General features: G+C 71.7%; 28 protein-coding genes. 14 read left to right on the top strand and 14 right to left on the bottom strand.

The window, feature by feature from the left end; translation table 11 throughout:
- Positions 1 to 22: 22 nt before the first annotated feature.
- Positions 23 to 961: an NAD(P)/FAD-dependent oxidoreductase gene (locus tag AB0B33_RS24210; RefSeq protein WP_360775601.1), complete on the bottom strand. Its 939-nt coding sequence runs from the start codon at positions 959 to 961 to the stop codon at positions 23 to 25.
- A gap of 77 nt (positions 962 to 1,038) precedes the next feature.
- Between AB0B33_RS24210 and AB0B33_RS24205 the strand changes: the two genes are divergently transcribed.
- Together AB0B33_RS24205 and AB0B33_RS24200 are read left to right on the top strand one after the other, a co-directional pair.
- Complete coding sequence (locus tag AB0B33_RS24205; RefSeq protein ID WP_247024106.1) at positions 1,039 to 1,623, top strand: XRE family transcriptional regulator; 585 nt, start codon at positions 1,039 to 1,041, stop codon at positions 1,621 to 1,623.
- 78 nt (positions 1,624 to 1,701) lie between these two features.
- Positions 1,702 to 2,670, top strand: coding sequence for a quinone oxidoreductase (locus AB0B33_RS24200; protein WP_360775598.1), 969 nt, complete (start codon positions 1,702 to 1,704; stop codon positions 2,668 to 2,670).
- Here the strand turns inward: AB0B33_RS24200 and AB0B33_RS24195 are convergent.
- The gene (locus AB0B33_RS24195) at positions 2,662 to 3,150 is read right to left on the bottom strand and encodes an N-acetyltransferase family protein (RefSeq protein WP_360775596.1); all 489 of its coding nucleotides are present in this window, start codon (positions 3,148 to 3,150) and stop codon (positions 2,662 to 2,664) included. The genes AB0B33_RS24200 and AB0B33_RS24195 overlap by 9 nt on opposite strands.
- Before the next feature lie 18 nt (positions 3,151 to 3,168).
- Between AB0B33_RS24195 and AB0B33_RS24190 the strand changes: the two genes are divergently transcribed.
- Both AB0B33_RS24190 and AB0B33_RS24185 read left to right on the top strand, forming a co-directional pair.
- Positions 3,169 to 3,759 carry a cupin domain-containing protein gene (locus AB0B33_RS24190; protein WP_360775593.1) on the top strand — a complete coding sequence of 197 codons (591 nt, stop codon included), beginning with the start codon at positions 3,169 to 3,171 and terminating at the stop codon, positions 3,757 to 3,759.
- A 28-nt stretch (positions 3,760 to 3,787) separates the two neighbouring features.
- On the top strand, positions 3,788 to 4,054 hold the full coding sequence (locus tag AB0B33_RS24185; RefSeq protein WP_360775590.1) for a hypothetical protein: 267 nt from the start codon (positions 3,788 to 3,790) through the stop codon (positions 4,052 to 4,054).
- A gap of 1 nt (position 4,055) precedes the next feature.
- Here AB0B33_RS24185 and AB0B33_RS24180 read toward each other — a convergent pair whose 3' ends face one another.
- Positions 4,056 to 4,271 carry a hypothetical protein gene (locus tag AB0B33_RS24180; protein WP_360775587.1) on the bottom strand — a complete coding sequence of 72 codons (216 nt, stop codon included), beginning with the start codon at positions 4,269 to 4,271 and terminating at the stop codon, positions 4,056 to 4,058.
- Between the two features lie 166 nt (positions 4,272 to 4,437).
- Between AB0B33_RS24180 and AB0B33_RS24175 the strand changes: the two genes are divergently transcribed.
- Genes AB0B33_RS24175 through dmpG form a run of 3 tightly spaced genes read left to right on the top strand, consistent with a single transcriptional unit; the run spans position 4,438 to position 7,501 of the window.
- Positions 4,438 to 5,592 (top strand): MFS transporter, encoded by a 1,155-nt coding sequence (locus tag AB0B33_RS24175; RefSeq protein WP_360775585.1) that lies wholly within the window; start codon positions 4,438 to 4,440, stop codon positions 5,590 to 5,592.
- Complete coding sequence (locus AB0B33_RS24170; protein WP_360775583.1) at positions 5,580 to 6,479, top strand: acetaldehyde dehydrogenase (acetylating); 900 nt, start codon at positions 5,580 to 5,582, stop codon at positions 6,477 to 6,479. Before AB0B33_RS24175 ends, AB0B33_RS24170 begins: the two co-directional genes overlap by 13 nt.
- Complete coding sequence (gene dmpG / locus AB0B33_RS24165) at positions 6,476 to 7,501, top strand: 4-hydroxy-2-oxovalerate aldolase (RefSeq protein ID WP_247024101.1); 1,026 nt, start codon at positions 6,476 to 6,478, stop codon at positions 7,499 to 7,501. The genes AB0B33_RS24170 and dmpG overlap by 4 nt, the downstream gene beginning before the upstream one ends.
- Here the strand turns inward: dmpG and pip are convergent.
- Positions 7,498 to 8,421 carry a prolyl aminopeptidase gene (gene pip / locus AB0B33_RS24160; protein ID WP_360775578.1) on the bottom strand — a complete coding sequence of 308 codons (924 nt, stop codon included), beginning with the start codon at positions 8,419 to 8,421 and terminating at the stop codon, positions 7,498 to 7,500. The genes dmpG and pip overlap by 4 nt on opposite strands.
- 52 nt (positions 8,422 to 8,473) lie before the next feature.
- The gene (locus AB0B33_RS24155; protein ID WP_360775577.1) at positions 8,474 to 9,988 is read right to left on the bottom strand and encodes an FAD-dependent monooxygenase; all 1,515 of its coding nucleotides are present in this window, start codon (positions 9,986 to 9,988) and stop codon (positions 8,474 to 8,476) included.
- A 65-nt stretch (positions 9,989 to 10,053) separates the two neighbouring features.
- On the opposite strand from AB0B33_RS24155, the gene AB0B33_RS24150 reads away from it, so the two are divergent.
- Positions 10,054 to 10,680, top strand: a complete 627-nt coding sequence (locus AB0B33_RS24150; protein ID WP_360775574.1) for a TetR/AcrR family transcriptional regulator — start codon at positions 10,054 to 10,056, stop codon at positions 10,678 to 10,680.
- 69 nt (positions 10,681 to 10,749) lie between these two features.
- Positions 10,750 to 14,790 (top strand): tetratricopeptide repeat protein, encoded by a 4,041-nt coding sequence (locus tag AB0B33_RS24145; RefSeq protein WP_360775571.1) that lies wholly within the window; start codon positions 10,750 to 10,752, stop codon positions 14,788 to 14,790.
- A gap of 6 nt (positions 14,791 to 14,796) precedes the next feature.
- On the opposite strand, the gene AB0B33_RS24140 is transcribed toward AB0B33_RS24145, so the two are convergent.
- Positions 14,797 to 15,675: a LysR family transcriptional regulator ArgP gene (locus AB0B33_RS24140; RefSeq protein WP_360775568.1), complete on the bottom strand. Its 879-nt coding sequence runs from the start codon at positions 15,673 to 15,675 to the stop codon at positions 14,797 to 14,799.
- Positions 15,676 to 15,741: 66 nt separating this feature from the next.
- Here AB0B33_RS24140 and AB0B33_RS24135 point away from each other — a divergent pair, with 66 nt between their 5' ends.
- Positions 15,742 to 16,344, top strand: coding sequence for a LysE/ArgO family amino acid transporter (locus tag AB0B33_RS24135; RefSeq protein WP_360775566.1), 603 nt, complete (start codon positions 15,742 to 15,744; stop codon positions 16,342 to 16,344).
- Position 16,345: 1 nt separating this feature from the next.
- Here AB0B33_RS24135 and AB0B33_RS24130 read toward each other — a convergent pair whose 3' ends face one another.
- From AB0B33_RS24130 to AB0B33_RS24100, 7 genes are all read right to left on the bottom strand, one after another.
- Positions 16,346 to 16,834, bottom strand: a complete 489-nt coding sequence (locus AB0B33_RS24130; protein WP_360775563.1) for a methylated-DNA--[protein]-cysteine S-methyltransferase — start codon at positions 16,832 to 16,834, stop codon at positions 16,346 to 16,348.
- On the bottom strand, positions 16,834 to 17,184 hold the full coding sequence (locus AB0B33_RS24125) for a hypothetical protein (protein WP_360775560.1): 351 nt from the start codon (positions 17,182 to 17,184) through the stop codon (positions 16,834 to 16,836). The genes AB0B33_RS24130 and AB0B33_RS24125 overlap by 1 nt, the downstream gene beginning before the upstream one ends.
- 170 nt (positions 17,185 to 17,354) lie before the next feature.
- A complete protein-coding gene (locus AB0B33_RS24120; protein WP_360775558.1) occupies positions 17,355 to 18,068 on the bottom strand; it encodes a 2OG-Fe(II) oxygenase in 714 nt (237 codons plus the stop codon).
- Between the two features lie 43 nt (positions 18,069 to 18,111).
- Positions 18,112 to 18,705, bottom strand: a complete 594-nt coding sequence (locus AB0B33_RS24115; protein ID WP_247024091.1) for a methylated-DNA--[protein]-cysteine S-methyltransferase — start codon at positions 18,703 to 18,705, stop codon at positions 18,112 to 18,114.
- On the bottom strand, positions 18,702 to 19,178 hold the full coding sequence (locus AB0B33_RS24110) for a sigma-70 family RNA polymerase sigma factor (RefSeq protein ID WP_360775555.1): 477 nt from the start codon (positions 19,176 to 19,178) through the stop codon (positions 18,702 to 18,704). The genes AB0B33_RS24115 and AB0B33_RS24110 overlap by 4 nt, the downstream gene beginning before the upstream one ends.
- 35 nt (positions 19,179 to 19,213) lie before the next feature.
- Complete coding sequence (locus AB0B33_RS24105; protein WP_360775552.1) at positions 19,214 to 19,978, bottom strand: putative protein N(5)-glutamine methyltransferase; 765 nt, start codon at positions 19,976 to 19,978, stop codon at positions 19,214 to 19,216.
- A gap of 12 nt (positions 19,979 to 19,990) precedes the next feature.
- Positions 19,991 to 20,482, bottom strand: a complete 492-nt coding sequence (locus tag AB0B33_RS24100) for a L,D-transpeptidase (protein WP_360775549.1) — start codon at positions 20,480 to 20,482, stop codon at positions 19,991 to 19,993.
- 139 nt (positions 20,483 to 20,621) lie between these two features.
- Here AB0B33_RS24100 and AB0B33_RS24095 point away from each other — a divergent pair, with 139 nt between their 5' ends.
- From AB0B33_RS24095 to AB0B33_RS24080, 4 genes are read left to right on the top strand one after another with little or no spacing between them, the layout of a single operon-like run.
- Entirely contained in the window at positions 20,622 to 21,344 is a 723-nt protein-coding gene (locus tag AB0B33_RS24095; RefSeq protein WP_360775546.1) for a transglycosylase SLT domain-containing protein, read from the top strand.
- 1 nt (position 21,345) lies between these two features.
- Positions 21,346 to 22,353, top strand: coding sequence for a CHAP domain-containing protein (locus tag AB0B33_RS24090; RefSeq protein WP_360775543.1), 1,008 nt, complete (start codon positions 21,346 to 21,348; stop codon positions 22,351 to 22,353).
- On the top strand, positions 22,350 to 22,604 hold the full coding sequence (locus AB0B33_RS24085) for a YbaB/EbfC family DNA-binding protein (protein ID WP_360775540.1): 255 nt from the start codon (positions 22,350 to 22,352) through the stop codon (positions 22,602 to 22,604). Before AB0B33_RS24090 ends, AB0B33_RS24085 begins: the two co-directional genes overlap by 4 nt.
- Complete coding sequence (locus AB0B33_RS24080) at positions 22,601 to 23,014, top strand: hypothetical protein (RefSeq protein WP_360775537.1); 414 nt, start codon at positions 22,601 to 22,603, stop codon at positions 23,012 to 23,014. Before AB0B33_RS24085 ends, AB0B33_RS24080 begins: the two co-directional genes overlap by 4 nt.
- 37 nt (positions 23,015 to 23,051) lie before the next feature.
- On the opposite strand, the gene AB0B33_RS24075 is transcribed toward AB0B33_RS24080, so the two are convergent.
- Complete coding sequence (locus AB0B33_RS24075; RefSeq protein ID WP_360775534.1) at positions 23,052 to 23,831, bottom strand: ESX secretion-associated protein EspG; 780 nt, start codon at positions 23,829 to 23,831, stop codon at positions 23,052 to 23,054.
- Positions 23,832 to 23,846: the final 15 nt, after the last annotated feature.

The raw sequence follows: 23,846 nt of genomic DNA, 5'->3' as shown, positions 1-23,846 counted from the left end.
TGGCACGCCGCGCCCCCGGAAGCTAGCGCGCGCCGGCGGCGGCGCGTTCGGCGGCGGGGGAGAAGCCACCGTACGCCGCGACCGCCCGCTCGACGTCTTCGGTGACGAGGTCGTGGTTGAGCGCGCCGGCGGCGGCCGCGCCCTGGGCCGCGGCGATGATCACGGTCGCCCGCGCGTCGACGACGTTCCCGGCCGCCCACACCCCCGGCACGCTGGTCTTCCCGCTGGGGTCGACCGCGCCTTCGGTGTAGCCGAGCCCGCGCAGGAGCTCGTCGTGCGGGACGGTCCGGGTGCGCAGGAACAACGCCGTCCGCGCGACGAACCGGTCGCCGAGCTCGATCCCGGTGAGCCGCCCGGCTTCCCGCCGCACCGCGGTGACGACGCCGTCGACGACGCGGATGCCGCGCGCGTCGAGCCGCTCGCGGTCCTCTTCGGACGGTGGTGCGGTGTGCGCGAAGTAGACGACGTCGGGGGACCACTGGCGCACCAGCAGCGCGTGCTCGACGCTCCCGGGTTCGGTCCCGAGGACGCCGAGCGGCTCGTCGCGCACCTCGTAGCCGTGGCAGTAGGGGCAGGTCACCGCGCCGGTGCCCCAGCTCTCCCGCAGCCCGGGCAGGTCCGGCAGGTCGTCGTGGACGCCGGTGGCGACCAGGACCCGCCGGGCGGTCAGCTCCCGCCCGCTCGCGAGCCGGGCGGTGAAGCCGGGCTCGAGCCGCGTCACGCTGTCTTCGAGCAGGTCGACACCGTAGCCGGCGAGCTCCTCGCGCCCGATCTCGAGCAGGTCGGACGGCGGCAGGCCGTCGCGGGAAAGGAAGCCGTGCATGTGCTCGGCCGGGGCGTTGCGCGGTTCCCGGGCGTCGACGACGGCGACCCGCCGCCGCGCGCGGCCCAGCATCAGGGCGGCGTTGAGGCCGGCGCCCCCGCCACCCACCACCAGGACGTCATAGCTGTTTTCGGTCATGACGCCACCCTGAACCCGGCTTCGCGGATCCGACAACTATTGTTGCCGTTTCCGGGACAAGGGGGTTTCCTGGAGGCATGACGGACGCGATCACCCAGGCCCTGTCCGAGGTCGGCCCCCGGCTCAAGCGGGTCCGCACCCAGCGGCGGGTCACCCTGGCCGACCTCTCGACGGCGACGGGCATTTCGAAGAGCACGTTGTCGCGCTTGGAGTCCGGCCAGCGCAAGCCGAGCCTGGAGCTGCTGCTGCCGATCGCGCAGGCCCACCAGGTCCCCCTCGACGAGCTGGTGGGCGCCCCCGAGGTCGGCGACCCCCGCGTCCGCCTGACCGCCCGCCGCATCCCGCGCCACAACGGCGCGGCGATGACCGTCCTGCCGCTGACCCGCCAGCCCGGCGCGCCCCAGGCGTTCAAGATGATCCTGGAACCGGAGACGGGCGAGCCCGATCCCCAGGTCCACGAGGGCTACGAGTGGCTGTACGTCCTTTCGGGACGGTTGCGGCTGGTGCTGGCCGACCGCGACATGGTCCTGGGCCCGGGCGAGGCGGCGGAGTTCGACACGCGCCTGCCGCACTGGTTCGGCGCGGTCGACCGGCCGGCGGAGATCCTCAGCCTGTTCGGCAAGCAGGGGGAGCGGCTGCACCTGCGGGCGAAGTCCCGCTGATTTTCTGGACTTGCCGGTCCATTTCACTCGGCGTTGAGTGGCGGTGTCCCGCTCCCGACCGAGAGAGAAGGTTCCGCGATGCACGCGGTGTTCGCCCGTGACTTCGGCAGTCCGGAGGTCTTGACCTGGACGGAGTTCCCCGACCCCGTGCCCGGCCCCGGCGAGGTCCTCGTCCGGCTCCGCGCGGCCGGGGTGAACTTCATGGACACCGGCGTCCGGAGCCGGCCGGTGCCGACGTGGTCCCTGCCGGCCGTGCTGGGGGTCGAAGGCGCCGGCACGGTGAGCGCGCTGGGCGCGGACGTGACCGGGTTCGCCGTCGGCGACCGCGTCGCCTGGTACTACCACCGCGGCAGTTACGCCGAGCAGATCGCCATCCCGGCGCGATCGCTCGTGCGCCTCCCCGGCGACATCGACGACGAGACCGCCGCCGCCGTCATGATGCAGGGCCTGACCGCCAACCACTTCACCACCGAGACGTACGCGATCCGGCCGGGGGACACGGCGGTCGTGCACGCCGCGGCGGGCGGGGTCGGGTCGGTGCTGACCCAGCTGATCAAGGCGCGCGGCGGCACGGTGGTCGGCCTGGTGTCCCGGGCGGACAAGGTCCCGGTGGCGGCGGAGGCCGGTGCCGACCACGTGCTCGTGTCGAGCGGCGGCGGTTTCGAAGACCGCGTGAAGGAGCTCACCGGCGGTCGCGGTGCCGACGTCGTCTACGACGGCAGCGGGCCGGCGGCGTTCCGCTCGTCCCAGCTCGCCCTGCGCCCGCACGGCGTGCACGCCTACTACGGCGTGCTGATCGGCAACCCGGTGTTCCGGCCGATGGACCTGCCGAACAGCATCCTGCTGTCCTACCCGGCGGTCGCCGATCACGTGCCGACGCGGGAAGCCCTCCTGGCGCGGACCGAGGAGCTCTTCGGCTTCGTCCGGAGTGGACAGCTCGTGCCCCGCATCGGGCAGCGCTACGCCCTCGCCGACGCCGCGCGGGCCCACCGGGACCTGGAATCCCGGCGCACGACGGGAAAGCTGCTGCTGCTCCCGTCAGCCTAGGTCCCGCTGCATCAGCAGCGTGTCGAGCCAGCGGCCGTGCTTGAACCCGACGCGCCGCAGCACGCCCGCGTCGGTGAAGCCGGCCGCGAGGTGGAGGGTGCGCGAGGCCGGGCTGCCGGAGTCGACGATCACCGCGATCGCCTGCCGCGCCCCGGCTTCGGCGCACCGCTCCAGCAGTTCGCCGAGCAGCCGGCGGCCGTGGCCCCGGCCGGTGGCGCCCGGGGCGAGGTAGATCGTCGTCTCGACGGAGAACCGGTACGCCGGCTTCGGGCGCCACGGCGCCGCCAGCGCGTACCCGAGGACTTCGCCTTCGTCGGCGAGGACGAGGAAGGGCCAGGCGCGCTCGCGGATCTTCGCGCGCCACTGGTCCGCGGTCGGCGGGGTGGTCTCGAACGTCACGACGGAGTCAATGGCGTACGGCGCGAAGACGGCGGCGATGCCTTCGGCGTCGGCCTCCGTCACTTCCGCTATAGTGGACATGTTCGCTATCATAGAGGAATGATCGATCCGGTGACGCTCGGCCGCCGTCTGCACGAGCTGCGCGGCGACCGGGGGCTCGCGCTGAAGGCCCTGGCCGCGGCGGCGGGCGTGAGCGTCAGCATGCTGTCGGCCATCGAACGCGGGGAGAAGACGCCGACGGTCGTCGTGCTGTCGCGGATCGCCGACGGGCTCGGCCTGTCGCTGTCCCGCCTGCTGGCCGGCCTCGAGACGGACCGGGTGATCGTGCGCCGCGCCGCCGAGCAGGACCACGTCGCCGAGCCGGGCGGCTGGCACCGCACGGTGCTGACCCCGGTGGTCCCCGGCGTCAACTTCGAGTGGATCCGCGCGACCCTGCCGCCGCGCTGCGACGCGGGCGCGTTCCCCGCCTACGCCCCGGGGTCCCACGAGTTCGTCGCCGTCGAGTCGGGCACGCTCTGCCTCGGCGTCGGCGAGGCGGACTACGTCCTGAACGCGGGCGACTCGCTCTACTTCCCCGCCGACGCACCGCATTCGTACGCGAACCGCGGTGGAGAACCCTGCGTGTACCACGTCGCGGCGCTGATCATGCGGCCGCGTGAGAACCGGACTTCCGGCGTTTCACCGATCTGAGGCGCGCCGCGCTGTTAACGTCCGGGTGGTGCGGATCTGGTGGTGCGGCGTCGTCCTGAGTGCGGTTGCGCTGCTCGCCGCGTGCGCCGGCGGCGGATCGGGCACCGGGCGGCTGATCCCACCCACCACCTCGACGACGCCGGTCACTTCGGTGCCACCGGCCACGGACTCCCCGGTGACGACCACGACGCCGCCGGCGACCACGCAGACGAGAGCGCATCCGCCGACGGCGACGACGACCACCAAGAAGACGACCACCCCGCGTCACACGACGACGCGGCGGCGGCCGCGCTGAGTCAGCGCCCGCGCAGGCGGGGGCGCGCCAGGCCGATCGCGGCCGTGACGATCAACGCGACGGCCGCCACCGCCGCGATCACCGACAGGACGGGAGCGCGGGTTTCCGCTCTCGTCAGCGTGAGGATGCTGGAGACGAGCAGGACCGCGCCCACGCCCAGGTAGAGCCAGCACAACGGGGCGGTGGTCGGGATGAAGTGCCAACGCCGTTCGGCCATCGAACCTCCTTGATCGACCTTCGCCCCGGATTTGCCCCGATCAGGTGACGATCAAACCGGCGGGAATCCGCCATGACCCCGAGCTGTCGCAAACCTGCCAGCCCGGGCGCGGCGACGTCGATCTACTGGGCGCATGAACGCATCCCGCTGGCCTGCTGTCACAGCTGTGACCGTCGGCATCTTCGCCATCGTCACCACCGAAATCCTGCCGATCGGGCTGCTGACGCCGATCGCGGCCACGTTCGGCGTTTCGGCGGGCACCGCGGGCTGGACGATGACCGTGCCCGGCCTCGTCGGCGCGATCGCCGCGCCGGTGGTGACCGTCGCGATCGGCCGCGCCGACCGGCGGCCGGTCCTGGCCGCGTTGATGCTCCTGCTCGCCGTCGCCGGCTTCCTCGCCGCGGCCGCGCCCGCGTACTGGGTGCTGCTCGTCGCGCGGTTCCTCGTCGGCCTCGTCATCGGCGGTTTCTGGTCGGTCGGCGCGGGACTGGCGCCCCGGCTCGTGGAGCCGGCCGCCGTCGCGCGGGCGACGGCGGTGATCTTCGCCGCCGTACCGCTGGGCTCGGTGCTGGGCGTACCGCTCGGCACGCTGCTCGGGCAGCTCGCCGGCTGGCGGACGGCGTTCCTGCTGCTCGGCTTGCTGAGCCTCGGCACGGCCGCCGCGTTGCTCGTCTTCACGCCTTCGCTGCCATCGCGGGAAAGCACGCGGCCGAGCGTCCTCACCGGACTGCTCCGCCGCCATGGCGTCCGAAGTGGACTGATCGTGACGTTCCTGGTCGTGCTGGCGCACTTCGGCACCTACACCTACCTCACGCCACTGCTGCGCGACGTCGTCCGGCCCGCGGTGCTCAGTGGTTACCTGCTGGTCTACGGCGTCGCGGGGATCGCCGGGACGTTCCTGGCGGGTGCGAGCCGACGTCCCCGGGCGGCCTTCGCCGTCGCGGCGGCGCTGATCGCGGCGTCGGTCTTCGTCCTGCCGCACGTCGGCGCGGCGGGCGCGCTCGCGGTGCTCGTGGTGTGGGGAGCGGCGTACGGCGCGGTGCCGGTCTGCTCGCAGCGGTGGTTCGCCCGCGAAGCGCCGGACGCGCCCGAGGCCGCGACCGTCCTGTTCACGGCGTCCTTCCAGGCCACGATCTCCGCGGGCGCGCTGGCGGGCGGGTTCGTGGTGGACGCGGTGTCGGTGCCGGCCGTGATGACCTGCGGTGGCGTGGCCGCGGTACTGGCCGCGCTCGCGGTTCCCGCCCGGGTGTTCCGCTCGCCGGAACGTCGGGCTGTCCCGGTCGCCGAGCCCGGTGCGACGGTCGGGACATGGCTCCCGTGATGGCGGCGATCGTCGGCCCCGGCAACATCGGCACCGATTTGCTGGCGAAGCTGCGACGCAGTGAAGTGATCGAAGTCGGCTACGTCGTCGGCGTGGTCGAGTCCGACGGCCTCGAACGCGCCCGCGCGCAGGGGATCGCGGCGTCCGCCGAGGGCGTCGACTGGCTGCTGCGCCAGGATCCGTTGCCCGAGCTGGTGTTCGAGGCGACGTCGGCGAAGGCGCACGCGGCGAACGCCCCGCGCTACGAGGCCGCGGGCATCCAGGCGATCGACCTCACCCCGGCGCACCTCGGCCCGATGGTGTGCCCGCCGGTGAACCTCGGCGCCCACCTCGACGCCCCGAACGTCTCGATGATCACCTGCGGCGGCCAGGCCACGATCCCGATGGTGCACGCCGTTTCCCGGGTCACGCCGGTGCCGTACGCGGAGATCGTCGCCTCGGTGGCGTCGCGCGGCGCGGGGCCTGGCACCCGGGCGAACATCGACGAGTTCACGCGCACGACGTCGCAGGCGGTGGCCGAGATCGGCGGCGCGGGACGCGGCAAGGCGATCATCATCCTCAACCCGGTCGAGCCGCCGATGATCATGCGGGACACGGTGTTCTGCGCGGTCGGCCTCGACGCCGACCGCGACGCGATCACCGCGTCCATCCACGCGATGGTCGCCGAGGTGCGGCAGTACGTTCCCGGCTACGCCCTGCGCGCGGATCCGCAGTTCGACGACGCGCGCGAGGACTGGGACGGCCACGCGCGGGTCGGCATCTTCCTCGAGGTCCGAGGCAACGGCGACTACCTGCCGGAGTACGCCGGCAACCTGGACATCATGACCGCCGCGGCCGCGCGCGTCGGCGAGCTGATGGCCCGCGCGAAGCAGGAGGTGCCGGCATGACCCGCCCGGAGCTGGAGCACGACGTCCGGATCGTCGACACGACGCTGCGGGACGGCAGCCACGCGATGGCCCACCGCTTCACCGAGCAGCAGGTGCGCGACACGGTGCGCGCGCTGGACCGCGCGGGCGTCGGGGTCATCGAGGTGACCCACGGCGACGGCCTCGGCGGCTCGTCGTTCACCTACGGCTTCTCCGCCGTCGACGAGCTGAAACTGATCGCGGCGGCGCGGGAGGAGGCTCGGCAAGCGAAGATCGCCGTGCTGCTCGTGCCCGGCATCGGGACGGCCGAAGACCTCCAGCGCGCCTTCGACGCGGGCGCGGAGATGGTGCGGGTGGCCACGCACTGCACCGAAGCCGACGTCTCGCCGCAGCACTTCGGCCTGGCGCGCGAACTCGGGATGGAGACGGCCGGGTTCCTGATGATGGCGCACCGGACACCGCCGGAGGACCTGGCGAAGCAGGCCAGGATCATGGTGGACGCGGGCTGCCAGGCGGCGTACGTGACGGACTCGGCGGGCGCGCTGCTGATGCACGAGGCGCGGGCGAGGTTCGAGGCGCTGGTCGCGGAGGTCGGCGACACGGCGTGGGTCGGCTACCACGGGCACCAGAACCTTTCGCTCGGCGTCGCGAACTCCGTGCTGGCCTACGAAGCCGGCGTCCGCTACATCGACGGCTCGCTGTGCGCCCTCGGCGCGGGCGCGGGCAACTCGCCGACGGAGGTCCTCGCCGCGGTGTTCGACCGCCTGGGGATCGACACGGGCCTCGACGTCGGCGCCCTGCTGGACGCGGCGGAGGAGGTCGTCCGCCCGTACCTGCAGCGCTGGCCGAAGATGGACCGCAACGCGATCGTCCAGGGCTGGGCGGGGGTGTATTCGAGCTTCCTGCTGCACGCGGAGCGCGCGGCGGAGCGCTACGGCGTCCCGGCCCAGGCGATCCTGCGCCGCTGCGGCGAGCTGGCCCTGGTCGGCGGCCAGGAGGACATGATCATCGACGTCGCGGTGCAGCTGGCCGCGGAGGGTTAGCCGGCGAAGCGGTCCAGAGCCGCCTGCTTCCACGCGCGTTTGACGTCGCTCGCGCGGTGCCCGGACCGGTCGTCGACGAGCAGTTCGGCGCCCGGCCAGGCCCGCGCGAGCTCCCATGCGGTCGTCACCGGGCAGCTGAGGTCGAGCCGCCCGTGGATCAGGACGCCGGGGATGCCTGCCAGCTTTCCCGCGTCGCGGATGACGGCGCCTTCCTCGAGCCAGCCGGCGTGGGCGTAGTAGTGCGCGGTGAGCCGGGCGAACGCGATCGCGGCGGCGTCGAGCGGTCCACTGTGGACTTCTGCGCCGGGTTCGAGCGACAGCACCGTTTCCTCCCAGGCGATCCACGCGCGGGCGGCGCGCTCGCGTTCGCCGGGATCCTCCATCAGCCGCGTGTAACCGCGCACGACGTCGTCGTCCCCGGCGCCGTCGCGAAAGCGCTGCCACGCCTCCGGGAAGAACCGGCCCGCCCCCCGGTAGAGCCAGTCGAGCTCCGAGCGCCGCGTCGTGCTGATCGCGCTGAGCACGATCTCCGACACCCGGTGCGGGAAGCGTTCGGCGTAGACCAGCGCGAGCGTCGTGCCCCACGAACCGCCGGTCAGCAGCCAGCGCTCGATGCCGAGGTGCTCGCGCAGCCGTTCGAGGTCGGCGACGAGGTGGTCCGTGGTGTTGTGCCGCAGGCTCGTGGCCGGGTCGCTCGCGTGCGGGAGGCTCCGGCCGCAGCCGCGCTGGTCGACGAGCACGGCCCGGTAGCGGGCGGGGTCGAACACCCGCCGCATCCCCGGCGTACAGCCCTGGCCGGGCCCGCCGTGCAGCACGAGCGCGGGCTTGCCACCGGGGTTCCCGCAGGTCTCCCAGTAGACGCGGTGCCCGTCGCCGACGTCCAGCAGGCCGTGGTCGTAGGGCTCGATCGGCGGGTACACCGTGTCATTGTCCAGGGCGCGCCGGAGGAGTGCCGGCGCGCCCTGCCGCGCGTCAGGCGGGCTCGCCGAACCACTTCCGCAGCGCGGCGACCAGCCCGGCGGTCCCGCCGTCCTCGCTCGCCCAGGCGACGAACCCGTCCGGCCGGAGCAGCACGCCGGTGAGCGCGGGCTCGCTGTCGCACTTCACGGCCAGGACGTTGACGCGGTCGCCCCAGCCGGCCGCCGCCTGCCGCAGTCCGGCGTTGTCGGCGAGGTCGAGCAGGAGCGCCTTGCCGTCCTGGAGGTGCTCACCGAGGCGCGTCCCGTCGGCGAAGGCGAAGTCCGGCGCGGCGCGGCCGGTGAGGTCGTGCTCGCCGTCGAGCGGGTACCGGTGCAGCACGCCGGAGAGCTTCTTGGCCAGGTAGGTTGCGCCGTCGTCGGTGCGCAGCAGGTCGCCGACGACCTGGCGCAGCGCCTTCGTCCGGACGTCGCTGCGCATCAGCGCGACCTGCGCCCGCGTCCACTCGAGCACCCACTCGCCGATCGGGTGCCGCTCGGTGGTGTAGCTGTCGAGCAGGCCGTCGGGCGCCCAGCCGTGGATGGTCGCGGCGAGCTTCCAGCCGAGGTTGACGGCGTCGCCGATGCCCAGGTTCAGCCCCTGCCCGCCGAAGGGGGAGTGGACGTGCGCGGCGTCGCCGGCCAGCAGGACCCGGCCGAGGCGGTAGGTGCTCGCCTGGCGCGCGTTGTCGGTGAAGCGCGTCGCGCTGTGCACCTTCAGCACCCGGACGTCGGCGCCGGACACCCGCCGGAAGCTGTCTTCGAGCTCTTGCGCGGTGATCGGGGAGTTCCGGTCCGCGGGCGGCCCGTCGAACTCGACGGTGAGCATCCGCCCGGGCACCGGCCCGTGGACGTAGAGGCCGCCGGTGCCGTGCTGCCAGCCGCCGGGCAGCTTGTCGACCCCGCTGAGCTCGGCCATCGCCTGCCGCCCGGTGACGGCGGGATCGGTCCCGGGGAACTCGAACCCGGCCAGCTTCCGGACCGGGCTGCGACCCCCGTCGCACCCGACCAGCCAGCTCGCGCGCACCCGGTCATCCCCGAGGTGCACCGTGACGCCGTCGTCGTCGGCGTCGAACCCGGTCAGCTCGACCCCGCGCCGGATCTCGACCCCGAGTTCGAGAGCGCGAGCGGCGAGGATCGCCTCGACGGCCTGCTGCTGGATGACGACGACGCGCGACGCGGGCCCGACGTCCCGGAAGTCCGGATCCTCGAAGTCGACGCCGTTCGAGGCGACCATGATCCCGGCGAAGTGCCCCACGGGCATCGCCGGCTTCGGCCCGCCCCCACCCCGCGACTTGAGGAACTCCTCGATCTTCGCGGCGTTCTGCCGCACGTTTTCGTCCATGGCGGGCAGCAGCCCCCGCCGGTAGAAGGCCTCGGCGGTCGTCAGGTTGACCGACCCGGCCTTGATCGTCACATCCGGCTCGGGCAGCCGTTCGACGACGAGCACGTCCACGCCCGTCAGCCGAAGTTCACAGGCCAGCATCAAGCCGACCGGTCCGCCCCCGGAGATCACCACATCCCTGTTCATGCCTCCGAGGATGCCGCAAAACTTTTACCGAGTCAAACTTTGTGTCGGGTCTATACTCTTGGCTCATGGCGGATCACGGACTGCGCGAGCGCAAGAAGCAGGCAACACGCCAGCTGATCTCGAACGTGGCGACAGGCATGTTCATCCAGCGCGGCTTCGACCAGGTGACGGTGGCGGAGATCGCCGAGGCGGCGGGCGTCTCGAAGATGACGGTGTTCAACTACTTCCCGCGCAAGGAGGACCTGTTCCTCGACCGCCACGCGGACCGCCTGGCGGAGCTGACGTCGGTGGTCTCGTCCCGGCCGGCGGGCGTCTCGCCCTGCGCGGCTCTGCGCGCGCACCAGCATTCGCTGCTGGCCTCCGGTCACCCGTTGTCCGGCGCCATCGCGGGCGGCCCCGGCTTCTGGTGGGTGCTGACGTCGAGCCCGGCGTTGATGGCGCGCTGGTACGAGCAGGAGCGGGAGATCGCTTCGGCGTTCGCGGAGGTGCTCGTCTCGGAGACCGGCGACGCTTTCCGATCGCGGGTGGTGGCGGGGCTGCTGACCACGGCGATCGCGACGATCTTTTCGCACGCGATGGAGCGGATCATCGGGGGCGAGGACGCGGAATTGGTCCGGCGGGAGCAGGTCGCGTTCATCGACGAGGCATTCGACCTGGTGGAAAACGGCGTGGGAGATTTTCCGGGAGCGTAGGACTCGCCGACTCCGGCGCGCACCGGCACACTGTTCTGACGAACAGAGCTCCGGCGTCCGGGAGGTTCGGTGTCCGTCGACAACACCGTCACCGGGACGGCGGGTGCGGTGGTGCAGGCGAACTCCATCCGGGGTGGCGTCCACTGGCACGTCGACACGCCGGTGGAACTCCCGAAACCGCGGCAGCTACCCGCGTCGACACGCGATTTCGTCGGCCGTGCGGCTCAGCTCGACGAGCTGAACAACGTGCTCGTCGAAGACGACCGGCCGGGAACCGTCGTCGTTTCCGCGATCGACGGCACGGCGGGCATCGGCAAAACGACGTTGGCGCTCACGTGGGCGCACCAAGCGGCGGATCGTTTTCCGGACGGTCAGCTGTACGTCAATTTACGCGGATTCGAACCCACGGCGGCGCCGATGCCGCCGGAAGAGGCGCTCCGCGGTTTCCTCAACGCGTTCCGCATCCCGACGGACACCATTCCCGCCGACCTGCAGGCGTTGTCGGCGCTGTACCGGAGCCTGCTGGCCGGCCGGCGGCTCCTGATCGTCCTGGACAACGCCCGGGACAGCGAACAGGTCCGGCCGCTGCTGCCGGGCAGCACGTCGTGCGCGGTCGTCGTCACCAGCCGCAACCGGCTCACCGAGCTGGTCGTGCGGGAAAGCGCCCGTCTCGTCACCCTCGACATGCTGTCCGCCGACGACGCACGCGAGCTCCTCGCCCGGCAGCTCGGCGACGGGCGCGTGGCCGCGGAACCGGAGGCGGTCACCTCCCTGGTCCGGTCGTGCGCCGGCCTGCCACTGGCGTTGACCATCGCCGCCGCCCGCGGCGCCACCGACCCGCGGTTTCCGCTGACCGTCCTCGCCGACGAGCTGCAGGACGAGCAGAGCAGGCTCGACGGCCTGGAGACGGGCGACCCGCAGACGGATCTCGAGTCGGTCTTCTCGTGGTCGTACCGATCGCTGCCACCGAGTGCCGCCCGGGTGTTCCGCTGCCTGGGCGCCCACGCGGGAGCCGACCTCGGTCTCGACGCGATCCGCGCCTTGACGGATGGGTCGCTCGCGCAGACACGAGCCCTGGTCGCGAAGCTCGTGCGGGCCAATCTGGCGGATCAGTACCTGCCGGGGCGGTACCGGATGCACGACCTCCTGCGCCTGTATGCCCGGCGCCTGGCTACCCAGGACGATTCGGTTGCCCTGGAACGGATGTACGGGTGGTACCGCGACCGCGTGACCGCGGCGGTCTCGTGGATCCACCCGAGGCTGGCCGGTGACCGTTACTTCCGAACGTGCAGCGAAGCGATCGCTTGGCTCGAAGCGGAGCGCGGGAACCTGGTGGCGATCATTCTTGACGAGCGGCAGCCGGAGTTGTCGGTCGAGCTGGCGTGTTTGCTCTCTCCCTTCTTCCGCGAGCGGCGCAACTTCGATGACTGGGGCCGAACCCTGACAGCCGCCTACCCGAAGGCGGAAGGTGACCGGAAGGTCATGGTCGGGTTCCAGCTGCGGTACATGGAAGCCGTGTCGCACACACAAGTCGACCTCGGCGACGTGGCAGCCACGTCACCACCGGCCGATGATGGGGAAGTCCTGGCGTGCGTCGCGAGGACCTACCTGACGTCCGGACGTGGCAGCCAGGCGAAGGAAGCCGCGACGGCTGCCCTGGCTCTGCTACGAGCTGTCGGCGACCCGCGTGCTGAAGGCTGGGCTTTGCTGGTGCTCGCCGAGGTGTGCACCTACCAGCTGTTGTTCGACGAAACGGCCGCCGCGCTCGAGCAGGCGTTGGAGATCTGGCAGCGGCTCGGCGATCGATGGTTCGAAGCCGAGACGTTGATGCGCAGAGCGAAGGCCGACCGCAAATGCAGCCAGGTCACGCACGCCATCGAATGTCTCGATCGCGCGTATTCGATCTACGACTCCTTCGGTGATTTGACCGGCAAGGCGCAGGCGATTTGCCTACGCGGCAGCGTTCTGGGCCAGTACGGCGACGCAAGGCGGGCTTACGAGGACCAGTTGCTCGCACACCGCTTTGCGGTCGACGCTGGTGACCGCCGTCTGGAAATGCAGGTTCTCGAAGAACTTTGCCTGGCAGCGCGGCGATTCGGGAAGATTGCTGCGTGCTGGGAGTACCACGACCGCTGGGCAGCGGTCGCGGACGCACTGGGAGATCCCGACGGTCCGGTAGTCGCGTCGACGGAACTGGGCACGACGTATTCCGAGCTCGGCGATCACGCGCGGGCGATTTCCCTGCTGCGGGAGCTTCGAGAGCGCGCACGCGGTCTTCGGATCGAAACCGAAGGCCGGACGATCCGTGCACTCGGCGACGCGTGCGGCCGGCAGGGTCGTGTCGCCGAGGCAGTTCGCTGTTATTTGGAACTCGAAGCGCTCTACGCGGATCACGGTGAACTTCTTGAGGGCGCCCTGCAGGGACTCTGTGTTGTCTACCGGGAGATCGGTAGTCTCGCTGACGTCATGGCTTGCGCAAAACGTCGCATCGAGGCGAACGGGAACAGGGGAGATCCGGGCAGTGAATGCTGGGCTTTGGATGATCTGGGGATCGCCAGCACCGCTTCCGGCCACTATCAAGATGCGATTTCAGCGCATGCCCGCGCGATGGAGCTGCGATCTGTGATGGGCATGGACTCCTACCGGCGCGGCTGGGGATTCGTGGATATCGCCTATGTGCACCTCGCGGCGGGGCGATTCGAAAATGCGTTGACGAACCTTTACGAGGCTCGCTCGGTTCGCGAAAGCTCGGCCAACTTATTCGGTGTTCAGCAGCTGGTGGGTATGATCGCCGTGTTTCACATCGTGAGGCGCGAGTTCGACATCGCGCGGTCGTTCGTCGAACAGGTCATCCGATTGTCTCCCTTTGTTGCCGGGCCCGTGGCGGAGGGCTTGAGGGAAATACTCGGATGTTATTTGTCTACCTTCAGGTTCGATGAGTTCGAGATGTGCTATCTGCGAGCCTTGCCGGCAGTTCGGCTTCTGGGCGACCGAACGAGAGGAATGAGTATCCGCCGCTCCGCCGTCCAAGCCAGGCTCGTGGCGGGACGAAGTGCGGAAGCTCTTGAGCTGCTCCGTTACGAGATCGACCTCGCTGAGGCGGCAACGGACTTCACCACCGCCGCGAGCCTTCGCACTGAACTCGTCGTCGCCCTGATCGGCCTTCGGCGATTCACCGACGCCGAATCCGAAGCGCTGCAGGGAATCCGGGCTGCGCAACGGACGGCGAGCGAAGCGGATCACGTGAGCTTTCTGAGCCTCTGTGGACGGATCTACCGGAAGCAGGGCCGGTACGACGAGGCGCGGCGAATCCTTGACGCCGGTATCGACATCTGTGAGCGCAACGGCCATCCGGCCAAGGCGGAGCTCCTGGCGCGCCTGGCCCAGACCTGTCTCGAGGCCGGAGCTCCGCGAGAAGCGGTCGACGCACAGCGCTCGCGCCTCGACTTGGATCGCGCAGCGGGTGACGACCGCAAGGTGGCCGTCACCCTCGCCAAGCTGGCCGAAGCCTACGGCGTGGCCCGCGAGCGCGATGCCGCGGAACGGTTCCTCGATGAGAGCATCGTCTTGTCGCGCCGGCTGGAGGATCCGCGTGGTGCGGCCGCCGCCTTTGGTGCGTGCGCGCGGGCGGCGCAAAGCTTGGAACTGGTCGACCAGGCCGAGGAGCACTTCATCGAGCAGGAGAAGCTCAGCAGTACGGTGTTCGACCTGGATGCGCAGGCGAAGTCGGTCTCGGACCGTGCCGAACACCATCGCCGAGCCGGCCGGCACGCGAGGGCGCGCGAGCTTCATGAACGGAGCCTGGAGCTGCGCCGGGAACTCGGAGATCCGCTCGGGACCGCCGATCAACTGCGGCAGCTCGGTGTGGTCACCGCGGAACTCGGCCTGCTCGACGAGGCGGTCGGACTCCTGACCGAGTGCCACACCATGGCCGGGAACTTCGGCGACACCGCCCGTCTCGCGGATGCCCGGCGGGCGCTCGCGACCGTCCACGCTCGCCGAGGTGACACCCGGCAGGCTGAGCAACTGCTGGCCCGATGTCGAACTCTTTACGAGCGGCTGGGCGCTGCTGTGGAGCTTCGAGGACTGCCAAGCACCGGCGAGTCGTGATCGCGTTCAGCGAAGGGCCTGCTTCGCACCCTGCGCTACCGCGTCCGCGACGGCTGCCAGTGCCGGCGAGTCCAGCTTCCACTGCTGCCAGTGCAGCGGCACGTCCATCGGCCGGTCCGGGGCCAGGTCCACCAGCGAATCGCCGCGCGTGGCCGCTTGGAGCTCCGGCACCATGCCCCAGCCCAACCCCGCGGCCACGGCGTCTGCGAAGGATTCTGAGGCCGGGATGTGGTGGCGGACCAGGGTGAAGCCACGGCGACGGGTCAGGCTTCGGAGGAAGCGGTCCTGGAGGTCGTCCTTGCGGTCGAACACGATCACCGGGGCGGTTGGGAGGGATGTCGGCAGGGGCGCGGCTGACAGCCAGCGGGTGATGAAGGCGGGGGAGGCCATGGCCCGGTAGCGCATGCGGCCCAGGCGGACTGAGGTGCAGCCCTGGACTGGTTGCGGGGAAGCGGTTACCGCGGCCATCACCAGGCCTTCACGGAGGAGTGCTGCTGTGTGGTCTTGGTCCTCTCGTTGGAGGTCGAAACAGATGCTGTCGGGGACTTTGGCCAGGGCCGGGAGGAACCAGGTGGCCAGGGAGTCCGCGTTCACCGCTATCGACAGGGTGCGGACCGACGAGCCCAGGCCCAGTTCGGTGAGGGCGTCCTGTTCCAGCTGGGCCAGCGAGCGGGCGAAGCGGATCAGGACCTGGCCCGACGAAGTGAGCTGGATGGGCTTGGTGCGCAGGAGCAGGACCCGGCCGGTGCGTTGCTCCAGGGACTTGATGCGCTGGCTGACCGCGGACGGCGTGACGTGCAGGACCGCCGCGGCGGCGTCGAAGCTTTGCTCGTCCACTACGGCCAGCAGGGTGCGGACCTGGTCGAGCGGGAGGTCGGACATCACGAGCGCTAATGTTACGTAAGAATCTTTAGCTAGAGTGATCCAGGAGGACGGTCATACCGTAAGAGGGTGTTCACGCTCTTTCTGGCCGGGTTCGGGACCGGCCTGTCGCTCATCGTCGCCATCGGGTCGCAGAACGCCTTTCTGCTGCAACAAGGGTTGCGCGGGGGTGCCGTGGCGCCGCTGGTCGTCATCTGCGCCGTCTCCGATCTCGTGTTGATCGGGCTGGGGGTCAGCGGGATCGGGGCCGTGCTGGAGCGGTGGCCCACCGCCATCGGGGTCATTGCCGTCGGGGGTGGGGTGTTTCTGCTCGGGTACGGCGTTCTCGCAGCACGGCGGGCGTTTCGGCCGTCCGTGATGACGGTCGGGGACGAGAAGACGCCGTTGCGGAAGGCCGTGCTCGCCTGTGTGGCCTTCACCTGGCTCAACCCGCACGTCTACCTGGACACGGTGCTGCTGCTCGGCTCGGTCGCCGTCGCGCATGGGGATGGGCGGTGGCTGTTCGGGGTGGGAGCCGGGGTGGCCAGTGCCGTCTGGTTCAGTGCGCTCGGGTTCGGGGCCAAGCGGCTGGCCGGGGTCTTCGCCAAGCCTGTCGCGTGGCGTGTGCTGGACGTCGTGATCGCCGTGACCATGACCGGGCTCGGCGTGACCATGCTGCTCGGCCGGGTGTAGGTCACCAGAGCTGGCCACGCTCCGACGCCGGTGGGCGTTCCAGTTCCAGGAGGAATTCCTTGCGCTTCAGGCCTCCGGCGTATCCGGTCAGCTTGCCGTTCTTGCCGACGACGCGGTGGCACGCGACCAGGATGCTCAGCGGGTTGCGGCCCACCGCCGCGCCGACCTCGTGAGGGAGGCTGCCGACCGCTTGGGCCAGGTCGCCGTACGTCGCGGTGGCGCCGTACGGGATCTTGGCGATCTCCGCCCAGACCGCGCGGTCGGTGGCGGGGCCCTCGGCCTGCATCGGGACGTCGAACGTCGTGCGCTGGCCGGCGAAGTACTCCTTCAGCTGGCGGACGGCCTCCGGGAACGCGGTGTCGTCGCGCTCGCCGAACGTGGTGCGGTCCGGGCGGGTCCAGTGGTTCGGGAAGTACAGGCCTGTCACGGCGTCGTCCGTGCCCACCAGGGTCAAGGGGCCGAGGGGGGAATCGACTTCGAGGTGCTTCATCAGGTCTCCCAGGTGGTGCCGTCCGGCCGGGTGCCGCGCAGGCCGGGCAGCGCGAAGTCCGCCAAGGCGGAAGTGAGGATCGTTCGGTGCGGGCTCCAGGAGGTGGACAGCCGGAGCCGGTGTGCCATGCCCGCCCAGCCTGCCGGGGTGGCGGTGACCACCCAGATGTCCGGGTCGGGGGTGGCGAAGCGGCGGGCTTGGCGTAGCCAGGATGCTGCGGTTTCCGGCCACGTGACCGTCGCCAGGACCAGGCCGCCCCACGCGGCGGCGATGCGCGCGCCGTCGGCGCGGGAGGCCGGGTCGGCCGCCGTGCCGATCACGATGTGGCGGGCGGGGCCGATCAAGCTCACCAGCGCCGCGAGTTCGGCGCTGGTCAGGCCGCCGCGTGACGCATGAGGGTGAGTGGGCGACGGTGGATCGGGTTCCGTGCCGTCGCGTGGCGTGTGGGGTTCAGTGCCGGTCGCGCCGCGTCGTCGCACACCAGGTTGCACGTGGGGCGGCGGCTCGAGTTCGTCGCTCCTCATGCCGCGTCGTGGAAGACCAGGCCCAGCGTGTGGCGGCGGCCTGACCGGACCGCCGATACGCCGTGGCGGACCGGTGCTGCCGACCAGCCTCGGGATGAGCGGACCGGGCGGTCGCGGGTGGTGAAGACCAGGCCGTGGCCTTGGGGGATCAACGTTGCCGTGCCGCGGGACTGGGCACGGGGGCGCTGCTCCACCACCAAGAACTCGCCTCCCGTGTGGTCGGTGCCCGGGGCGTTCAGGTTGATCACCACCTGCAGGGGGAACACCTTGTCGCCGTACAGGTCCCGGTGCAGGGCGTTCCAGCCTCCCGTTTCGTAGCGCAGCAGGATCGGGGTCGGACGCCGCTGGCCCGCCTCGTGGCAGACCGACAGCCACTCGTCCAAAGTGGACGGCCACTCGGCTTCACGGCCCAGCCGTGAGGACCAGTCACGGGCGATCGGGAGCAGCCTCGGGTAGAGCGACTGGCGCAGCCGCTGCACCGGTTCCGGGAAGGGGGCGGCGAAGTAGTGGTAGTCGCCGTTGTCCCCGAAGCGGTGACGGCGGAGGTTCACCGTCGCCCGGAAGTGTGATGGCTCGTCCCAGAGCGCCACCAGCTCCGCGCACTCCTCCGGCGTCAGCAGCTGCGGCAGGAGTGCGCAGCCGTAGTCGTCGACTTCCGCCGCCACCGCGGGCCAATCGGCCGCGGCGACGCGCTGTTCGAAAGTGCTCATACCCGGTAGACGCGCCGGCGGGGTGAAACGTGAGATCGGAAGCTCAAGCCGCTTCCATCGTGAGCAGCAGGCGTTTCGCTTCCTCGCCGCCCGCGTACTGGCCGTACGAGCCGTCCGAACGGACGACCCGGTGGCAGGGGACCACCACCGGCAGCGGGTTCAGCGCGCACGCCGTGCCGACCGCGCGGACCGCCTTCGGGCTGCCCGCCGCCGCCGCCACCTGGGCGTAGCTTTCGGTGTGGCCGTACGAGATCTCCGGCAGGTGCTCCAGCACCGACAGGCGGAAGCCGCGGGCCAGGCGGAAGTCGAGGGCGACGTCGAACTCGTGGCGCCCGCCGGTGAAGTACTCGTCGAGCTGGTGGACGACCGGGTCGAGGCGGGCCGGGGCGCGCAGGATCCGGGGGCTGATGAGCGCGGCCAGCTCGGCCAGCACCGCGTCGTGGTCCTGGCGGTCGAACGCCACCTTGACCAGGCCCTGCTTCGTCGCGGCCAGCAGCAGTGAGCCGACCGGGGTGTCCAGGGTGCGGTAGGCGACGTCCAGCAGGCCTTCGCGGTCGGCGGCCGCGGCGAGGCGCTCGTGCATGGGGTTCGGGTCGAGCTGGTAGATCTCCGGAGAAGCGAAGAAGATGTCCGTCATGAGTGCGCTCCTTCCAAGGGATAGGTGGCCCGCAACGCCTTCACGCCGTCGGCTGCGGCCCGACGTGCGGCGTCCGTCGTGCCGCCGGTGATCTCCGCGATTTCGCGGTACGGCAGCCCGGCCAGGTAGTGGTAGGCGACGGCTAGGCGCTGCTTGTCCGGCAACCTCGCCAGCGCGTCCCACAGGTCACCGGTGAACGTCTCCGCGCGGCCGGGCCGGTCCGGGACCTCCCCGACCGGGAGCGGGCGGCGGGCCTGCGCGCGCGTGACGTCGACGGCTTTGCGGTGCGCGATCGTGACGAGCCACGCCTGGACGTTCGCGTCCGCCGGCAACTCCGGGTACGCCTTCAACGCCGACAGGAAGGTCTCCGACCAGGCGTCTTCGGCGTCGGCGGGGCCGAGCACGGCCCGGCAGACGCGCAGCACCATCGGCCCGTGCTCGGCCACGATCTGCTCGAACGGTTTCACGATCACACCTGGTAGACGCCCGGGACCGCCGGAACGTGAGATCACGGCTTCGCGGTGCCCGTGACGACCGTGGCGCCCAGCTCTTCGGACTCGCGGACCTCCGGCGCCAGCCCCGCCGCCGCGAAGATCCCCGCCAGCACCGGCGCCTGCCGCTCACTCGATTCCACCAGCACGGTCCCGCCCGGCGCGAGCCAGTCGGGGGCGCCCACCGCGACCCGGCGGGCGAGGTCGAGACCGTCGGAGCCGCCGTCGAGGGCGACGCGCGGTTCGTGCAGCCGCGCCTCGGGCGGCATGGTCGCGACCGCGCCGGAGGGCACGTACGGCACGTTCGCCAGCAGGACGTCGACGCGCCCGCGCAGGGACGCGGGCAGGGCGTCGTAGAGGTCGCCCCGGTGGACGGCGGCGTCCGGCAGGTTCAGCCGGGCACAGGCGACAGCGGCGGCTTCGACGTCGGCGGCGTGCAGCTCACGCGGCCGCGTCGCCGCCGTGAACGCCGCGCCGAGCGCGCCGGATCCGCAGCACAGGTCGAGCACCACCGGGTCCGGTGGGGCGAGGGACACGGCGACGTCGACCAGGAACCCGGTGCGGTGCCGCGGGACGAACACCCCGGGCCGCACGCGAACGCGCAGGCCGTGGAACTCGGCCCAGCCCAGCAGGTGCTCCAGCGGCAGCCCGGCGACCCGGCGCGCCACCAGGGACTCGAGCTCGGTGGCCGTCTTCGCGGCGTCGACGAGCAGCGCGGCTTCGTCCTCGGCGAAAACGCAGCCGGCGGCGCGCAGGCGGGAAATGACGGCTGAAGTGTCCACCGGGGACGGAGACTACCGGACCTCCACCGCGTCCCCGACGTTCAGGCTGTCGAAGAACGCCGCCGAATCGGCGGCGGTGAGGTGGACGCAGCCGTGCGAAGGCGCGTCGAGCGGTCCCGCGTGGAAGGCGATCCCGCCGGCGGCGAAGAACACCGAGTTGGGCATGTCGGTGCCGTAGTCGCTGCTGCGGTGCTCGCGGTCCTTCCACACGACGTGGAACGACCCGGGCGGCGTCGCCTGGTCGGGTGGACCGAACCCGGCCGGGACCGGGCCGCGCACCACGTGACCGTCCCGCAGCAGCCAGGCCAGCCGCTGCGCGAGGCTCACGCACGCCCCGGTCGTGACCGCGCAGGGCGGCGAAGGGGGCGGCACCGGCGTGGGGGTGGTCGACCGCGCCAGCGGCGCCGGCTCCGCGATCGGGCTCGGCGTCGTCTCGCGGGGCGCCGAACACGCCGCCGTGACCAGCGTCAACCCCAGCAGGGTCAGCACCCCGGTGCCGCGCATCCAGCCGTCCCCTCGTCGAAGGTCCTCCCGGGAGCAGTACGGCTGAGCGGCCCCGGAGGTTGAGCCTGGCGTGCACGCGGGTTGTCCCAGCGTGCAGCGCGGCTACCGGAGCGGGTACCCGGGCGGTCAAGGTCGAACCATGACCAAGCTGAGCGCCGAGCAGATCGCCCGGCACGCCTACGCGGCCGGGTTCCGGGGCCAGGGCCTCACCACCGCGGTCGCGGTCGCGCTGGCCGAATCCGGTGGCCGGACGACCGCGCACAACGCCACGCCGCCGGACGACTCCTACGGTCTGTGGCAGATCAACATGCTGGGCGCGCTGGGGCCGGAGCGGCGTCACCAGTACCACCTGAAGTCGGACGACCAGCTGCTCGACCCGGCCACCAACGCCCGCGTCGCGAACAGCATCTCGAGCGACGGGCACGACTTCACGCCCTGGTCGACCTACACGAACGGGGCGTACAAGGACCACCTCGCCGCCGCGCGCAAGGTCGCGAAGGACGTCACCGCGCACCACGGCAAGCCGCACGCGCAAAGCGGCAGCGGGGCGCTGAAGGTGGACGACGCCGTGCTGCACGGCTACGTGCGGCGCACCCGGCACGTCGCCGACGCGCTGGGCGGCGCGACCGGGCAGCTGCGGGACGTCCGGGACATAGCGGAGGACAGTTTCGGCCGGATCGGCAAGGAGTCGGGGTTCGCCGGCGCGCTGGCCGGCTTCGGGCTGGCGCTGCAGCGGCAGGTCAAGGGCGTCGGCACGCACGCCGACGGGCTGGCCACGGCCGCGCAGAAGGCCGCCAGGACCTACCGCGACCACGAGACGGCCACCGCGGCCGCACTGAACGACCACGCCCGACGGAGCTGACATGGACACCGCCGCACTCGCGCGCTCCTTCGCGAAGGACCTCATCGCGCACCGGAACAAGCTCGCCGGCAAGGCCGAGGACGCCGTGCGCGCCGAATACGCGCTGCACCAGGTGGCCACCGCGCTGGACGACCAGCACGACGCCTACCACAAGGAAAGCACCGCGGTCCTCGGCCAGTGGCGCGGCCACGGCGCCGACGGCTTCCGCCACACCAGCGCGAAACTGACGAAGGAGCTGCGGGTCACCGGGACGGCCGGCGCCGCGGCGGAGAAGGTCGTCGCGCACGTGGCGTCCACAGTGGACAGCGGGCACACCGCCGTGCAGCGGCTGGTCGACGAGTACACCACGCAGGCGAAGCAGGTCCTCGACGCCGGTGTCGCCACCGGGACGCAGGCCGCGCTGATGCGGGCCGTCGGACACGTCGCGGACCTGGCACCGCACTACACGCGGCAGTCCGCGTCGACGCTGCGGCACGTCCACGCCGAACTCGAAGCGGCCGCGAAGAAGCTGAACGAGCTGCGCAAGGACCTGACCCACGACGGCGTCGCCGACAAGACGGCGCACGCGACGCACCCGAGCCGGGTTTCCGGGCGCGGCAAGGAGATCGTCCACGCGGCGCGCGGGGAGCTCGGCACGCGCGAGAGCCCGCCGGGCAGCAACCGCAACCCGTACGGGCCGACCGCCGCGTGGTGCTCGTCGTTCGCCACCGCGATGTGGCGCAAGGCCGGCGTGAAGATCCCGGTGCTGCCGTTCAGCGGCGACGTCTTCCACTGGGGACAGGCCAACGGGCACGCGTACGGCAAGCACTCGCTGCACGAGGCGCGGCCGGGGGACGTGCTGATCTTCGGCACCGGCCCGCAGAACACGTCGACGAGCACGCACATCGGCATCGTCGAGAAGGTCGAGGGGAACAAGGTCACGATGATCGAGGGCAACTCCGGGGACGCGGTCCGCCGGAACACGCACACGCTCTCGGCGTCGACGTTCTACGGAGGGGTCCACCCGTGATCACCGGAAAAGCCGCCGACCGCACGGTCGCCGTGGAGGTCGCGCCCGGCGGGGCGCTGCAGGAGCTGACGCTGGAGGCCGCGGCGCTGCGGCTGGAACCGGACGAGCTCGCCCGCCGCATCCTGCTGCTCACGGCGGCCGCTTCGGCGCGCGCGACGGCTTCGCTGTGGCACAGCGTCGACGGGCTCGGGTTGCCCGTGGCGGGCGAGGCGGCGGAAGCGACGACACCGGAGAGCTGGCGGGCGCAATGAGTGCCGAACGGACGACGGTGGAGCTGATCGAGGACGCCTTCGCGGAGCCCGGTCCGGGGTACGGCGCGCGGCTGGTGGCGATCCGGGCCGAGGCGGCGGCGGACGGGGTCGCGCTGGCGGTGGACCTGCACGGGGCGCTGGTGGAGCTGCGGTTCGAGCGGTGGGCGCTGAACCTCTCGCCGGGCGAGCTGGCCGGGACGATCCGGCGGCTGGCCGCGGAGGCGGGGGTGGAGGCGTTGCGGCAGGGGCGGGAGTTGCTGGGGGATCTGCTGCCCGAGGACGCGGCGGGCGTGGAAGGGCCGCGGATCGGCGTGCGGCCGGTGGACGAGCCACTGACCGTGGGACCGGTCATCCGGCCGCGACCGGAACCCGAGGACGACTTCACGCCGGTCACCTGGGCGACGACGTGAAACGTGGGGCGAGCGGGTGACCGGCTGCAGGGACCGGTCATGACGTGCGGGCGGCGTCGAGCATGCGGGTCAGGCGGTCCGCCAGCCACGAGACGTCCGCCGGGGTAACCATCACCCACGGCTCACCGCCCGCGTCCTCCGGCGTGACCGCGTACCGGCCCGCCGCCGTGTCGAACCACGCCAGGACCGGTGCCCGGCCCGCCGGCCCGGTCGCGCCCAGCTGGCCGGCCGCGTAGCGCTCCGCCGTCGCCAGCGTCGCCAGCGGACGGACCGCCCGGCCGGTGATCCCCGCGGTGACGAGGGCTCGCTCGAAGGCGTCGTACCCGCTCCTCGCGTACGCGTCCATCGCCGCCGCGTACGCCGCACGGGGAAGACGCAGCTGCTCGCCCGGGCCCGGGGGCTGCTCGCCCAGCATCCGCACCACCGCGGGCACCACGCCGGCCGGGCGCAACGGCTCGAGCACCAGGTCGCGCTCGTCGAGCACGGCCAGCACACCCATCCCGTCCCGGACCGCCGCCAGCAGCCGCCAGGGCGCGTCCCCGAGCACCAGCGCGTCGACGCTCAGCGTCGGCGAACCCAGCACCGTGAACAGGTCCGCCAGCTCCGCGGAGACGTCGTCGCCGTCGGTCAGGCCGGCTTCGGCCAGGCTCGCGAACACGCGGACGCCCAGGTCGTCGCGCTCGGCGTGGGTGCGGCCGTGCGCGGCCACGTCGAACGGGTGCGGTGGCGGCCCGCCCGGTCCCAGGTCCGCCCAGAGGAGATCGAATTCGAGATGCGACAGGATCACCCCCGCCGACGTCGTGGTGCGGCGCGCCATGGTCCCCCTTCCCGT

Origin of the sequence: Amycolatopsis sp. NPDC049159 (assembly GCF_040648295.1) — a bacterium.
GTDB classification, from domain to species: Bacteria; Actinomycetota; Actinomycetes; order Mycobacteriales; family Pseudonocardiaceae; genus Amycolatopsis; species Amycolatopsis pretoriensis_A.
Note: the sequence above shows the minus strand (reverse complement) of the source record. Positions and strands in the feature narration are given on the sequence as shown.